This window comes from Pseudomonas fluorescens, assembly GCF_030344995.1.
Classification (GTDB): Bacteria; Pseudomonadota; Gammaproteobacteria; order Pseudomonadales; family Pseudomonadaceae; genus Aquipseudomonas; species Aquipseudomonas fluorescens_BF.
Genome location: NZ_CP128260.1, coordinates 4,234,205 through 4,247,763, shown reverse-complemented (window position 1 = coordinate 4,247,763; position 13,559 = coordinate 4,234,205). Strand labels below are relative to the sequence as shown.

The following is a 13,559-nucleotide window of genomic DNA, read 5'->3' as shown; positions in this document are numbered from 1 at the left end:
TTTCGTTAGATCCCGGAAGTCAGGTCAGAGCCGCAAGGTGGTCGATCGTTTGTGGAAAACGCTCGACCAGTCGAATGAGTGTCGTCGCTTGGGCATTTGGCGTTGCTCGACCTTGTTCCCAGTTTTCGAGGGTTCTAGTGTTGGTTCGCAGGTACATGGCGAAAACTGACCGGGAGAGGTTGAGTTGCTGGCGGATCGCAACAACTTCCTCGGCAGTGATCGGCAATAGTTTGGGTAACTGGACTTTGTGGGTGCGAAGGGTGACCTTGCTTTGGCGCTCGTCGGCCAAAGCCTCAAGGCCCTCCATCAGTTCGGAAAAAATGTCACGTTTCATATTTGGGTTCTCGTGTTGATTTCTGTATCCAGCGCCTGTTTGAAGACTCTTTTCTGGGAAGGCAACAGATCGTCTTGCTCGTTTTTGCTGTACACGGTGAACAGCCAGAATTGGTCGAAACCAGACCACCAGTAATAAATCACTCGTAATCCGCTGCGCTTGCCCTTACCGCGTCGTTGGTCGCAGAAGCGAATTTTACGCAGCCCGCCCGTGCCTTCGATGAGGTCGCCCGCTTCAGGATTTTTTAGCAGCTCCAACTGAAAGCTGCGAAACAGATCATCATCCAGGTAATCGTCCCGGTGCTTCTGGAACGCGGGTAATTCGATAAAAAGAGCATCCATGTTCTGTACGTTACCTGCGTATAGTTTTGTCCCGATGATCGAATTGGTCAAGGCCTCCAGGCCATCCTTTTCGCCCCCTTTTCAACGGTAGTCACCGATCGTAAAAACACCTGTAGGACGAGTCGGCCAGTGTGGTGGGAGCGTTCGACTGATTAGGGAAGAGCCTTGCGATTGACTCGCCGGAACAATCCGCAGCACTATCCGGCCATGACCACCCAACTTCGAATGACCATGATGTGCTCCTCTATGACCGCTTCCGGCGGGCCATAAGGTCATGCATGTCTGGTAAATGACGTGTTACCCAAAGCCCCGCCAGAAATGGACGGGGCTTTTTCATTGCCCGTCCGCACATGGCTCAAGGAGAGAGAAATGTTCGAAATGAAAAGAGCCGACCCGGACGATGCCGGGATAGCGTTCGAGATTCGGCGACTGGCGATCCGGCATCAATGCATCGGTGCCTACAGCGAGCCGCAAATGCTTGACTGGACAAAAGGCTCGGCGGCAGACGGTTATGACACGCTCATGCAAAAGCATTTCTATCTGGGTTACGTTGAGGGTGAGCCCGTGGCAACCGGCATGCTCGATCTGGAGCACCGCGAAATCGGCGCAATCTTCATCCATCCGGATTTCATGCAGCGCGGGCTGGGTAAACGCGTGCTGCACTTTCTGGAGGCGCTGGCACAGGATCTGGGGCTGGCAGAGGTTTGTCTGGATGCGACGTTGAATGCCGCTGATTTTTATCGGCGCTGCGGTTACGTCGGGGAGGGGAGTGCGATCTATCAATCGCCTTCAGGTCTAGAACTGGCCTGCGTGCCGATGGTGAAAAAACTCAACACGGTCTAGACGCAAAAACGGCACCCGAAGATGCCGTTTCTGTTTGTAGCCAGCTATCGCTGAGCGATCAACCCGCCAGGCCCGATTGCTGAACCAGGGTCAGCAGCGGTTGTGGGTAGACGCCGAGGAAGAACGCGACCACGGCGATGGCCAGCAGCATCACGCCACCTGCCTTCTGTTCCCAGTGCAGTTGGGCGTCGTGGCGGCGCAGGTTTGGTTCGATCAGGTACAGGGTGACCATCACGCGCAGGTAGTAGAACACGCCGATGGCGCTGCCCAGAACCAGCGAACCTACCAGCCACCATTGGTGCGACTCGACACCGGTGGCGATGATGTAGAACTTGCCGATGAAGCCTGCGGTCAGCGGGATACCGGCCAGGGACAGCATCATCACGGTCAGTACGGCGGTCAGGTACGGACGGCGCCAGAACAGGCCGCGGTACTCGTACAGCGCGTCTGCGTCACGGCCGTTGTACGGCGAGGACATCAGGGTGATCACGCCGAAGGCGCCGAGGCTGGTGATCACGTAGGTGACCAGGTACACGCCGATGGCTTCCACCGCCAGACCCTTGCTCGCCACCAGTGCAATCAGCAGGTAGCCGAAGTGCGCGATGGACGAGTAACCGAGCAGACGCTTGAGGTTGCTCTGGGTCAGGGCCAGCAGGTTACCGAACAGGATCGAGGCGATGGCGATGATGGTCAGTACGTTGCTCAGTACGCCACTGCTTGCAGCAGGGGAGATCTGGAACAGACGAACCATGACCGCGAACACGGCCACTTTCGAAGCGGTCGCGAGGAACGCGGCCACCGGTGCCGGAGCACCTTCGTAAACGTCCGGCGTCCACAGGTGGAACGGTACCAACGACAGCTTGAACGCCAGACCGATCAGCATCATGCCCAGGCCCAGTTGTGCCAGCGAGCTCGGCAGGCCGGTCGCGGCCAGTGCCTGACCGATGCCGACGAAGCTCAGCGAACCCGAGTCAGCGTACAGCAGCGCCATGCCGAACAGCAGGAACGCGGAACCGGCGGCCGACAGCACCATGTACTTGATGCCGGCTTCCAGCGAACGCTTGTTGAAGAAGGCATAGGCCACCAGACCGTAGACCGGTACCGACAGCAGTTCCAGACCGATGAACAACCCGGCCAGGTGCTGCGCGCTGACCAGAACCAGGCCACCGGCGGCGGCCATCAGGATCAGCAGGTACAGCTCTTCACGGTTGCCCGGGTAACCCGAACCGCCATCGCCGAGGTAGGCGTGGGCGAGGGTGACGCAGGCGAGGGTGGCGACCAGGATCAGCGCCATGTACAGGCAGGCAAAGGTGTCGATCTGCAGCAATGGAGTCACGGCCAGAGGCGCGACTTTCAGGGCTGGCAGAATCGACAGCAAGGCCAGGTTCAGACCTGCCACCGAAATCAGGAAGGTCTGCGAGTGGTTGCGGCGCCAGGCGATTGCCAGCATCACCACGATAATGGTGAGGCTGGTGATCAACAGTGGCGCAAGCGCAATAAAGTGTTGAATCGTGAATTCCATAGCGCTCTTACCGGGCCGAAGCGAGTTGAGTGAAGGCGGTGCCGAGCCACTGCTGCACGCCATGCATCGTGGCGGCGGAAGTGTCGAGGAACGGTTGCGGGTAGACGCCGAGGTAAATCAGCAGTACCGCAAGGCCCAGCACCATGATCAGTTCGCGACCGTCCATGCCGTGCAGGATCGAATCCGATTTGGACGGACCGAAGTAAGCGCGGTGGATCATGATCAGCGAGTAGACCGAACCGAACACCAGACCGGAGGTGGCAATCGCGGTGATCCATGGAGCACTGGCGAACGTACCGATCAGGATCAGGAACTCGCCGACGAAGTTACCGGTGCCCGGCAGACCCAGCGATGCGGCTGCGAAGAACAGGCTGATCGCCGGCAGGTAAGCGATACGCGACCACAGACCGCCCATCTCACGCATGTCACGAGTGTGCAGACGCTCGTACAGCTGACCGCTGAGGATAAACAGTGCGGCGGCCGACAGACCGTGCGCCAGCATCTGGATCACTGCACCTTGCAGCGCCAGCTGGCTGCCGGAGTAGATGCCGATCAGTACGAAGCCCATGTGGGAAACGGACGAGAAGGCGATCAGACGCTTGATGTCGGTTTGCGCGAAAGCGAGGAACGCACCGTAGAAGATCCCGATCAGACCGAGGGTCATGGCGATCGGCGCGAACTCGGCCGAGGCATTCGGGAACAGCGGCAGGGCGAAACGCAGCAGACCGTAGGCCGCGGTTTTCAGCAAGATACCGGCGAGGTCGACGGAACCTGCAGTCGGCGCCTGGGCGTGAGCGTCAGGCAGCCAGGAGTGGAACGGAACCACTGGCAGCTTGACCGCGAAGGCGATGAAGAAGCCGAGCATCAGGATGTACTCGGTGGTCATCGACATCTTGGTCTTCAACAGATCGGCGTAGTTGAAGGTGATCACGCCGGTGCTGTTGTAGTTGACCAGGACCAGACCGAGGATCGCCACCAGCATGATCAGGCCGGAAGCCTGAGTGAAGATGAAGAACTTGGTCGCGGCGTAGATACGGGTTTTCTTGCCGTCCGAAGAACTGTGACCCCAGAGCGCGATGAGGAAGTACATCGGCACCAGCATCATTTCCCAGAAGAAGAAGAACATGAACAGGTCGAGGGCGAGGAACACGCCGACAACGCCGCCCAGGATCCACATCAGGTTCAGGTGGAAGAAGCCAACGTGACGCTGGATCTCTTTCCACGAGCAGAGTACCGACAGGATACCCAGCAGACCGGTCAGCAGGATCATCAGCAGCGACAGGCCGTCGAGGGCCAGGTGCACGTTGATGCCGAAGCGCTGGATCCAGACGTGCTTGAACTCAAGCGCCCAGGTCGGATCGGCGCCAGGCGCCGGAGCAAATGAATAGTCACCGTGGGCCCACAGCCAGAGGCCGAGGGCGAGTTCCAGGGTCATGGTCAACAGCGCAATCCAGCGGGGGAGGGTAGCGCCGAAGCGCTCACCCATCCAGCACAGCAGGCCGCCGATGAAGGGGATCAGGATTAGCCAAGGCAGAATCATGACGGGCTCGTTTCCTTTCGCAAATTCGCAAGGTTCATATCAGACCGCTACCAGCACGACAGCGCCGATGACCAACACGGCACCAGCAGCCATCGAAGCAGCGTACCAACGCAGTTGACCGGTTTCGGTACGGCTCAGGGCAGTGTGACCACCCTTGGCCATGCGCGGGATCAGACCGATGGTCTGGTCGAGCGGGTCTTTGCGCAGCATGTGGCTGATCGCAAGGTACGGCTTGACGAACAGTTTGTCGTAGATCCAGTCGAAGCCCCAGGCAGCGAACCACCAGGCCGAAAGGAGACGGCCGATGCCGCTGTTGGCGATCGCGGTCACGAAGCGACGCTTGCCGAGGAACAGCAGGGCCGCCAGCAGGATACCGGCCAGGGCGATGGCGCCCGAGGCGATTTCCAGACTGTGCTTGGCTTCGCCACCGGCATGGCCAACGCTCTCGGGCAGTACGCCGTGCAGCGGTGGAACGATCATGGCGCCGACGAAGGTCGACAGCACGATCAGCACCGACAGCGGCAGCCAATGCGCGATGCCGTGACCGGCGTGGGCTTCGGTCTTGGCTTCACCGTGGAACGCGATGAAGATCAGGCGGAAGGTGTACAGCGAGGTCATGAATGCGCCGACCAGACCTGCGTAAAGCAGACCGTGGTTGCCGCTGGCGAACGCTTCCCAGAGGATTTCGTCCTTGGAGTAGAAACCTGCGGTCACCAGCGGCAGGGCGGCCAGAGCGGCACCACCGACGATGAAGCTGGCGTAGGCCAGCGGCAGTTTCTTCCACAGGCCGCCCATCTTGAAGATGTTCTGCTCGTGGTGGCAGGCAACGATCACCGCACCGGAGGCAAGGAACAGCAGGGCCTTGAAGAAGGCGTGGGTCATCAGGTGGAAGATCGCACCTTCCCAGGCGCCAACGCCCAGCGCCAGGAACATGTAGCCGATCTGGCTCATGGTCGAGTAGGCGAGGATACGTTTGATGTCGGTTTGCACCAGTGCGGCGAAACCGGCCAGTACCAGGGTCACACCACCGACGATGCCGACCAGGTGCAGGATGTCCGGCGCCAGGGCGAACAGACCGTGGGTACGGGCGATCAGGTAGACACCGGCAGTAACCATGGTTGCGGCGTGGATCAGTGCCGAAACCGGGGTAGGGCCGGCCATCGCGTCCGCCAGCCAGGTCTGCAGCGGCAGTTGAGCCGATTTACCGACCGCACCACCCAGCAGCATCAGGGTTGCCAGCACGATCCAGAAATCGCCGACCTTGAAGTGCTCAGGCGCCTTCACCAGCAGTTCCTGGACGTTCAGCGTGCCCAGTTGCTGGAACAGGATGAACAGGCCGATCGCCATGAACACGTCGCCGATACGGGTGACGATGAAGGCTTTCAGTGCGGCGTTACCGTTGTTGCGGTTGCTGTAGTAGAAACCGATCAACAGGTACGAGCACAGGCCCACGCCTTCCCAACCGAAGTAGATGAACAGCAGGTTATCGCCGAGGATCAGGAACAGCATGCTGGCGATAAACAGGTTGGTGTACGAGAAGAAGCGCGAGTAACCGTCTTCGCCACGCATGTACCAGGAGGCAAACAGGTGGATCAGGAAGCCGACACCGACGACCACACCGAGCATGGTCACGGACAGACCATCCAGGTACAGCGCGAAGTTAGGCTGGAAACCTTCCACCGACATCCAGCGCCACAGCACTTGGGTGTAGACGCCACCTTCCGGTGGCGCGACGTTGAATTGCCAGATCACGTAGGCTGCGACAATGGCAGACAGGCCGATGGAGCCGACACCGATCAGCGCCGACAGGTTTTCCGAGAAGCGGCCGCGGGAAAACGACAGCAACAGGAACCCGATCAGAGGGAATACGAAAGTCAGAAAGAGTAGGTTCATCCGCGCATCTCACTGGCAGCGTCGATATCGAGCGTGTGGAAGCGGCGATACAGTTGCAGCAGGATCGCCAGGCCAATACTGGCTTCGGCGGCTGCAAGGCTGATCACCAGGATGAACATGATCTGTCCATCCGGTTGCGCCCAGCGGGCGCCCGCAACGATGAAGGCCAGTGCAGAGGCGTTCATCATTACTTCCAGACTCATCAACACGAACAAAATGTTGCGGCGGACCATCAGGCCGACCAGACCAAGGCAGAACAGGATGCCGGCAACGGCTAAACCATGTTCGAGAGGGATAGCAGGCATGTCTTACTCCTTCGCCTCGTTACGGCCCAAATGGAACGCCGTGACGGCTGCAGCGAGCAGCAGCATCGAGGCGAGTTCGACCACCAGCAGATACGGACCGAACAGGCTGATGCCCACGGCTTTTGCATCGACGGTGGTGTGGCCGATGGCCTGACCGCTCTGGTGAGCGAACAGCACATACAGCAGTTCGGCCAGCAGCAGGGCGGCGAGAATCACCGGCCCCGCCCATATCCCGGGCTTGAGCCAGGTGCGTTCCTGCTGAACCGAGGCGGGACCGAGGTTCAGCATCATCACCACGAACACGAACAGCACCATGATGGCGCCAGCGTAGGCGATCACTTCCAGCACGCCGGCGAACGGAGCGCCGAGTGCGAAGAAGGTCATGGCCACGGCGATCAACGAAATGATCAGGTAGAGCAGGGCGTGCACAGGATTGGTGTTGGTGACCACACGCAGTGTGGACACAACAGCGATACCCGATGCGAAATAGAAAGCGAATTCCATCGTTCTTCCTTAAGGCAGCAAGCTCTTCACGTTGATCGGCTCGGCTTCGTTTTGTGCGGCGCCTTTCGGCTTGCCCGCAACGGCCATACCTGCAACACGATAGAAGTTGTAATCAGGGTTTTTGCCGGGGCCGGAGATCAGCAGATCTTCTTTCTCGTACACCAGGTCCTGACGTTTGAACTCGGCCATCTCGAAATCCGGGGTCAGCTGGATCGCGGTGGTCGGGCAGGCTTCCTCGCAGAGACCGCAGAAAATGCAGCGCGAGAAGTTGATACGGAAGAAGTCCGGATACCAGCGACCGTCTTCGGTTTCAGCTTTCTGCAGCGAGATGCAACCCACCGGGCACGCCACGGCGCACAGGTTGCAGGCCACGCAGCGTTCTTCGCCATCGGGGTCGCGGGTCAGGACGATGCGGCCACGGTAGCGTGGTGGCAGGTAGACCGGCTCTTCCGGGTATTGCAGGGTGTCGCGCTTGCGAAAGCCATGGCCGAAGACCATGACCAGGCTGCGCAACTGGGTACCGGTACCCTTAACGATGTCGCCAATATATTTGAACATGGGTCAAATCCTCACTGAACCGCAACCGCAGGCGTGTTCCACAACACGATTGCAGCGGTCACCAGCAAATTGATCAGGGTCAGTGGCAGGCAGAATTTCCAGCTGAAATCCATCACCTGGTCATAACGCGGACGCGGGATGGAAGCGCGCAGCAGGATGAACAGCATGATGAAGAACGCGGTCTTCAGTGCGAACCAGACGAAGGACAGTTGCGGCAGGATGCCGAACGGACCGTGCCAGCCACCGAAGAACAGGGTGACCAGCAGCGCCGAGATCAGAATGATGCCGATGTATTCACCGACGAAGAACATGCCCCATTTCATACCGGCGTATTCAATGTGGTAACCGTCGGCCAGTTCCTGTTCCGCTTCCGGCTGGTCGAACGGGTGACGGTGAGTCACGGCCACGCCAGCGATGAAGAAGGTACAGAAGCCGAAGAACTGCGGAATGATGAACCACAGGTTCTGCGCCTGGTACTCGACGATGTCGCGCATGTTGAACGAGCCGACCTGCACCACGATGCCCATCAGGGCCAGGCCCATGAACACTTCGTAGGACACAGTCTGCGCCGAGGCACGCAAGCTGCCCAGCAGGGCGAACTTGTTGTTGCTCGACCAGCCGGCGAACAGCACCGCGTAGACCGAAAGACCAGCCATGGCGAAGAAGAACAGCAGGCCGATGTTCAGATCCGCCACGCCCCAGGTCGGGGTGATCGGGATGATCGCGAAGGCGATCAGCAGGGCGGACATGGCCACCACCGGTGCCAGGGTGAAGATCACCTTGTCGGCAAACGGCGGGGTCCAGTCTTCCTTGAAGAACATCTTCAGCATGTCGGCTGCGATCTGGAACATGCCGAACGGGCCAACGCGGTTCGGACCGTAACGGTCCTGCCACCAGCCCAGCAGGCGACGCTCGACAAAGCTGAGCAACGCGCCTGCGACCACCACGGCCAGCAGGATCACGATGGCTTTGATGACCGTCAGGATCACATCGATCACTTCAGGGGTGAACCAGGTCATTGCGCTGCCTCCTGCAGACCATCCACGGATACGCCGGCGAATGCCGGTGGAATGCCGGCGATGCCCGCAGGCAATGCCACCAGACCTGCGCCCAGCTCTTCATTGATGCGCAGCGGCAGACGCAGGGTCTGGCCGGCAACATTGAGGCTCAGCAGTGCGCCATCGTTGACGCCCAGGCGATCCGCTTCGGACTTGGCCAGTGCAACGTAGGCGGCCGGAATGCGTTCCTGAACCGGAGCGGCTTTCGAAGAGTTTTCTTCGCTGCCGAACAGGTGGAAGAACGGCACGGCTTGCCAGGTGCCTTGGGCAGGGTTGAACGCTCGCGGAACACTGGCGAACCAGTTCAGCGAATCACCGGTGCTTTCGATCAGGCGGGTGCCCGGATCGCCAGCGCGCAGGTGACCACCGACTTCGTCCTGGAACTTGTTCCAGGCTTGCGGCGAGTTCCAGCCCGGCGACCATGCAAAAGGAACCTGCTGACGCGGTTCGGCGGAGCCCGAGTAACCTTCCATCGAGAAGGCGAACGCGGTGTCCTTGTCTTGCGGAGTACGTGGTTCGTGAACGCTGATGTCGGCGCGCATCGCGGTGCGACCGGAGTAACGCAGCGGCTCACGCGCCAGTTTCAGACCCTTGATGCGGAACGAGGCGGACGGCGCGGCGTCGACGATACGCGCCAATTGCGTGGTGCTCGAAGCAACGGCAGCGGTCACGTGGTCGAGTTGCGTCCAGTCGATCGGCTGGTTCAGCAGGGTAGCGCGCAGGGCGTGCAGCCAGCGCCAGCCTTCGTGGACCAGAATGCTTGCGTCCATGTATTGCGGGTCGAAAACCTGGAAGAAGCGCTGGGCGCGGCCTTCCTGGCTGACCAGCGTACCGTCGCCTTCAGCGAAGCTGGCGGCTGGCAGAACCAGATGTGCGCGGTCGCTGGTGGCGGTCTTCTGATGGTCGGCAACGATCACTACTTTCGCAGCGTTCAGTGCCGCATCGACCTTGGCCTTGGCGGTACGGGTGTACAGATCGTTTTCCAGAACGACGATGGCGTCGGCCTTGCCGTCGATGACCGCTTGCAGCGCGGCATCAACCGATTCACCACCGAGCATGGCCAGACCGAGGCTGTTGGCTTCCGGCACGATCAGGCTGATCGAACCGTTCTTTTCGCGCAGCTTCAGGGCCTTGGCGATGTTCGCAGCCGCTTCGATCAGGGCTTTGGAGCCCAGCGAAGTACCGGCGATGATCAGCGGACGCTTGGCGGCGAGCAAAGCGTCGGCGATGCGTTTGGCCAGTTCCAGGGCTTCGGCGTCCAGACCTTCGACGGCAGGCGCGCTGGCGTCCAGGGCGTGAGCCACGGCGAAACCGATGCGGGCCAGATCGTCCGGAGCGGCGTGTACGCATTCTTCGGCGATGTCGTCGAGCTTGGTTTCAGCCAGGCTGGCGATGAACAGCGGGTTCAGCTCGTGCTGACCGATGTTCTTCACGGCGGCGTCGAGCCAAGGCTGAACGCGCATGGCTTCGGCCATGTCTTCGGCCTTGCCTTTTACCGACTGACGCAGGGCCAAGGCCATACGGGCGGCGGTCTGGGTCAGGTCTTCACCGAGGACGAACACGGCGTCGTGGTCTTCGATGTCGCGCATGTTCGGCACTGGCAGCGGGCTGTCTTTCAGCACTTGCAGGACCAGACGGATGCGTTCCAGCTCGGAGGCTTCGATACCGGAGTAGAAGTGCTCGGCGCCGACCAGCTCACGCAACGCGTAGTTGCTTTCGAGGCTGGCACGCGGCGAACCGATACCGACGATGTTGCGACCGCGCAGCAGGTCGGCGGCTTTATCCAGCGCGTCGTCCAGGCTCAGCTTGGTGCCGTCGGCCAGCAGTGGCTGACGTGGACGGTCGGTGCGGTTGACGTAGCCATAACCGAAACGGCCACGGTCGCACAGGAAGTACTGGTTCACCGAACCGTTGTAACGGTTTTCGATGCGACGCAGTTCGCCGTAACGCTCGCCCGGGGAGATGTTGCAACCGCTCGAGCAGCCATGGCAGATGCTCGGCGAGAACTGCATGTCCCATTTACGGTTGTAGCGCTCGGAGTGAGTCTTGTCGGTGAACACACCGGTCGGGCAGACCTCGGTGAGGTTGCCGGAGAACTCGCTTTCGAGGGTGCCGTCTTCAACGCGACCGAAGTACACGTTGTCGTGGGCGCCGAATACGCCGAGGTCGGTGCCGCCGGCGTAGTCCTTGTAGAAACGCACGCAGCGGTAGCAGGCGATGCAGCGGTTCATTTCGTGGGAAATGAACGGGCCCAGTTGCTGGTTCTGGTGGGTGCGCTTGGTGAAGCGATAACGGCGCTCGTTGTGGCCGGTCATCACGGTCATGTCTTGCAGGTGGCAGTGACCGCCTTCCTCGCACACAGGGCAGTCGTGCGGGTGGTTGGTCATCAGCCATTCAACAACACTGGCGCGAAACGCCTTGGATTCTTCATCGTCGATGGAGATCCAGGTGTTGTCGGTGGCAGGCGTCATGCAGGACATGACGATGCGACCACGGGTGTCGTTCTCGTCGGTGTACTGCTTGACCGCGCACTGGCGGCAGGCCCCGACGCTACCAAGCGCGGGGTGCCAGCAGAAATAAGGGATGTCGAGGCCCAGCGACAGACATGCCTGTAACAGGTTGTCTGCCCCGTCGACTTCGAGCGCTTTGCCGTCTACGTGGATAGTGGCCATGGTTCAAAGGTCTTCGTTGGCCCGGTGTCAGCGGGCGTGGCTAATGGAATCTTGTTATCCGTCCGAATCCAGTCAGCCCCGAAAGGCGTCATCGGACGAAAGGCGAAGGGCACGGACCCTTCGCCTTTTTTAAGCGTTTACGCGCCGACTACGATCGGCTTCGCCAGAGGCGGGACGGCGGCGCTTGCGGGCGCGATACCGGCTTCGAACTCTGGACGGAAGTATTTGATGGCACTGCCCAACGGCTCCACGGCACCCGGTGCGTGAGCACAGAAGGTCTTGCCCGGGCCGAGGAAGTTGACCAGACCCAGCAGGGTCTCGATGTCGCCTGGCTGGCCGCGGCCTTGTTCGATGGCCATCAGCAGCTTGACGCTCCATGGCAGGCCATCACGGCAAGGGGTGCAGAAACCGCAGGATTCGCGGGCGAAGAACTGCTCCATGTTGCGCAGCAGGGACACCATGTTGACGCTGTCGTCCACCGCCATGGCCAGGCCGGTACCCATACGGGTGCCCACCTTGGCGATGCCGCCGGCGTACATTTGTGCGTCGAGGTGTTCCGGCAACAGGAAACCGGTACCGGCGCCGCCTGGCTGCCAGGCCTTGAGCTTGTAACCGTCGCGCATGCCGCCGGCGTAGTCTTCGAACAGCTCGCGACCGGTCACGCCGAATGGCAGTTCCCACAGACCAGGGTTCTTGACCTTGCCGGAGAAGCCCATGAGCTTGGTGCCCATGTCTTCGCTGCCGTCGCGGGCCAACGATTTGTACCAGTCCACGCCGTCGGCGATGATCGCCGGCACGTTGCACAGGGTTTCAACGTTGTTCACGCAGGTCGGCTTGCCCCACACGCCAACGGCGGCAGGGAAGGGCGGCTTGGAGCGCGGGTTGGCGCGGCGGCCTTCGAGGGAGTTGATCAGTGCGGTTTCTTCACCGCAGATGTAACGCCCGGCGCCGGTGTGGACGAACAGCTCGAAATCGAAGCCGCTGCCCAGGATGTTCTTGCCCAGCAGGCCCGCTGCCTTGGCTTCTTCCACGGCACGGTTCAGGTGCTTGGCGGCGGTGGTGTACTCGCCACGCAGGAAGATGTAGCCACGGTAGGTTTTCAGTGCACGGGCACTGATCAGCATGCCTTCGATCAGCAGATGGGGCAGTTGCTCCATCAGCATGCGGTCTTTCCAGGTGTTCGGCTCCATTTCATCCGCGTTGCACAGCAGGTAGCGGATGTTGATGGATTCGTCTTTTGGCATCAGGCCCCACTTCACGCCAGTGGGGAAACCTGCACCGCCGCGACCTTTGAGGCCGGCGTCTTTCACGGTCTGGACGATGGCGTCCTGATCCATGTCGGCGAAGGCTTTGCGCGCAGCGGCGTAACCGTTCTTGGCCTGGTACTCGTCGAGCCACACGGCTTCGCCGTCGTCACGCAGGCGCCAGGTCAGCGGGTGAGTCTCGGCCGAACGCTGGATGCGGTTGGCCGGACCGAAAGAAGTCAGGGTCATACGTAGCCCTCGAGCAGTTTGGCGACGCCGGCAGGCTGGACATCGCCAAAGGTGTCGTCATCGATCATCAGCGCCGGTGCCTTGTCGCAGTTGCCGAGGCAGCAGACCGGCAGCAGGGTGAAGCGACCGTCGGCGGTGGTCTGACCCAGGCCGATACCCAGGTTGTTCTGGATTTCGCTGACCACCGACTCGTGGCCGCCGATGTAGCAGACCATGCTGTCGCAGACGCGAATGATGTGACGGCCGACCGGCTGACGGAAAATCTGGCTGTAGAACGTGGCCACGCCTTCAACGTCGCTGGCCGGGATGCCGAGGATCTCGCCGATGGCGTACAGGGCGCCGTCCGGCACCCAGCCGCGTTCCTTCTGGACGATCTTCAGGGCTTCGATCGACGCCGCGCGCGGGTCTTCGTAGTGATGCAGCTCGTGCTCGATGGCCGAGCGCTCGGTTTCACTCAGGGTGAAACGGTCTGTCTGGATAAGCGTGCTGTTCATGC

The 13,559-nt window shown here is 60.7% G+C and carries 13 protein-coding genes; 1 reads left to right on the top strand and 12 read right to left on the bottom strand.

Annotated elements, in window-relative coordinates:
* Positions 1 to 19 precede the first annotated feature (19 nt).
* On the bottom strand, positions 20 to 334 hold the full coding sequence (locus QR290_RS18965; protein ID WP_115078473.1) for a helix-turn-helix domain-containing protein: 315 nt from the start codon (positions 332 to 334) through the stop codon (positions 20 to 22).
* Positions 331 to 675: a toxin gene (locus QR290_RS18960; protein WP_096822369.1), complete on the bottom strand. Its 345-nt coding sequence runs from the start codon at positions 673 to 675 to the stop codon at positions 331 to 333. The genes QR290_RS18965 and QR290_RS18960 overlap by 4 nt, the downstream gene beginning before the upstream one ends.
* 369 nt (positions 676 to 1,044) lie before the next feature.
* On the opposite strand from QR290_RS18960, the gene QR290_RS18955 reads away from it, so the two are divergent.
* The gene (locus QR290_RS18955) at positions 1,045 to 1,518 is read left to right on the top strand and encodes a GNAT family N-acetyltransferase (protein WP_115078472.1); all 474 of its coding nucleotides are present in this window, start codon (positions 1,045 to 1,047) and stop codon (positions 1,516 to 1,518) included.
* Positions 1,519 to 1,576: 58 nt separating this feature from the next.
* Here the strand turns inward: QR290_RS18955 and nuoN are convergent, their stop codons facing one another.
* The 10 genes from nuoN to nuoE all read right to left on the bottom strand — a co-directional run bounded on the left by nuoN (position 1,577) and on the right by nuoE (position 13,557).
* Positions 1,577 to 3,040, bottom strand: a complete 1,464-nt coding sequence (gene nuoN, locus QR290_RS18950; RefSeq protein WP_011334964.1) for an NADH-quinone oxidoreductase subunit NuoN — start codon at positions 3,038 to 3,040, stop codon at positions 1,577 to 1,579.
* Between the two features lie 7 nt (positions 3,041 to 3,047).
* Entirely contained in the window at positions 3,048 to 4,580 is a 1,533-nt protein-coding gene (gene nuoM / locus QR290_RS18945) for an NADH-quinone oxidoreductase subunit M (protein WP_007951464.1), read from the bottom strand.
* 39 nt (positions 4,581 to 4,619) lie between these two features.
* Complete coding sequence (gene nuoL / locus QR290_RS18940) at positions 4,620 to 6,473, bottom strand: NADH-quinone oxidoreductase subunit L (RefSeq protein ID WP_007951463.1); 1,854 nt, start codon at positions 6,471 to 6,473, stop codon at positions 4,620 to 4,622.
* Complete coding sequence (gene nuoK / locus QR290_RS18935; protein WP_003180046.1) at positions 6,470 to 6,778, bottom strand: NADH-quinone oxidoreductase subunit NuoK; 309 nt, start codon at positions 6,776 to 6,778, stop codon at positions 6,470 to 6,472. Before nuoK ends, nuoL begins: the two co-directional genes overlap by 4 nt.
* A gap of 3 nt (positions 6,779 to 6,781) precedes the next feature.
* Positions 6,782 to 7,282, bottom strand: coding sequence for an NADH-quinone oxidoreductase subunit J (nuoJ, locus tag QR290_RS18930; RefSeq protein WP_007951462.1), 501 nt, complete (start codon positions 7,280 to 7,282; stop codon positions 6,782 to 6,784).
* A 9-nt stretch (positions 7,283 to 7,291) separates the two neighbouring features.
* Positions 7,292 to 7,840 carry an NADH-quinone oxidoreductase subunit NuoI gene (gene nuoI, locus QR290_RS18925; protein ID WP_007951461.1) on the bottom strand — a complete coding sequence of 183 codons (549 nt, stop codon included), beginning with the start codon at positions 7,838 to 7,840 and terminating at the stop codon, positions 7,292 to 7,294.
* A gap of 11 nt (positions 7,841 to 7,851) precedes the next feature.
* A complete protein-coding gene (gene nuoH, locus QR290_RS18920) occupies positions 7,852 to 8,859 on the bottom strand; it encodes an NADH-quinone oxidoreductase subunit NuoH (protein ID WP_007951460.1) in 1,008 nt (335 codons plus the stop codon).
* Positions 8,856 to 11,570 (bottom strand): NADH-quinone oxidoreductase subunit NuoG, encoded by a 2,715-nt coding sequence (gene nuoG / locus QR290_RS18915; RefSeq protein WP_289203339.1) that lies wholly within the window; start codon positions 11,568 to 11,570, stop codon positions 8,856 to 8,858. Before nuoG ends, nuoH begins: the two co-directional genes overlap by 4 nt.
* Before the next feature lie 137 nt (positions 11,571 to 11,707).
* The gene (gene nuoF, locus QR290_RS18910) at positions 11,708 to 13,063 is read right to left on the bottom strand and encodes an NADH-quinone oxidoreductase subunit NuoF (protein WP_064380702.1); all 1,356 of its coding nucleotides are present in this window, start codon (positions 13,061 to 13,063) and stop codon (positions 11,708 to 11,710) included.
* Entirely contained in the window at positions 13,060 to 13,557 is a 498-nt protein-coding gene (gene nuoE / locus QR290_RS18905) for an NADH-quinone oxidoreductase subunit NuoE (protein WP_003223804.1), read from the bottom strand. Before nuoE ends, nuoF begins: the two co-directional genes overlap by 4 nt.
* Between the last annotated feature and the right edge of the window lie 2 nt (positions 13,558 to 13,559).

Bases quoted from the DNA above. Each gene is read 5' to 3' on its own strand.
- nuoF (WP_064380702.1), bottom strand. From the start codon at position 13,063: ATGACCCTGACTTCTTTCGGTCCGGCCAACCGCATCCAGCGTTCGGCC.
- QR290_RS18955 (WP_115078472.1), top strand. From the start codon at position 1,045: ATGTTCGAAATGAAAAGAGCCGACCCGGACGATGCCGGGATAGCGTTC.
- QR290_RS18960 (WP_096822369.1), bottom strand. From the start codon at position 675: ATGGATGCTCTTTTTATCGAATTACCCGCGTTCCAGAAGCACCGGGAC.
- nuoG (WP_289203339.1), bottom strand. From the start codon at position 11,570: ATGGCCACTATCCACGTAGACGGCAAAGCGCTCGAAGTCGACGGGGCA.
- nuoM (WP_007951464.1), bottom strand. From the start codon at position 4,580: ATGATTCTGCCTTGGCTAATCCTGATCCCCTTCATCGGCGGCCTGCTG.
- nuoK (WP_003180046.1), bottom strand. From the start codon at position 6,778: ATGCCTGCTATCCCTCTCGAACATGGTTTAGCCGTTGCCGGCATCCTG.
- nuoI (WP_007951461.1), bottom strand. From the start codon at position 7,840: ATGTTCAAATATATTGGCGACATCGTTAAGGGTACCGGTACCCAGTTG.
- nuoH (WP_007951460.1), bottom strand. From the start codon at position 8,859: ATGACCTGGTTCACCCCTGAAGTGATCGATGTGATCCTGACGGTCATC.
- nuoE (WP_003223804.1), bottom strand. From the start codon at position 13,557: ATGAACAGCACGCTTATCCAGACAGACCGTTTCACCCTGAGTGAAACC.
- nuoN (WP_011334964.1), bottom strand. From the start codon at position 3,040: ATGGAATTCACGATTCAACACTTTATTGCGCTTGCGCCACTGTTGATC.
- QR290_RS18965 (WP_115078473.1), bottom strand. From the start codon at position 334: ATGAAACGTGACATTTTTTCCGAACTGATGGAGGGCCTTGAGGCTTTG.
- nuoL (WP_007951463.1), bottom strand. From the start codon at position 6,473: ATGAACCTACTCTTTCTGACTTTCGTATTCCCTCTGATCGGGTTCCTG.
- nuoJ (WP_007951462.1), bottom strand. From the start codon at position 7,282: ATGGAATTCGCTTTCTATTTCGCATCGGGTATCGCTGTTGTGTCCACA.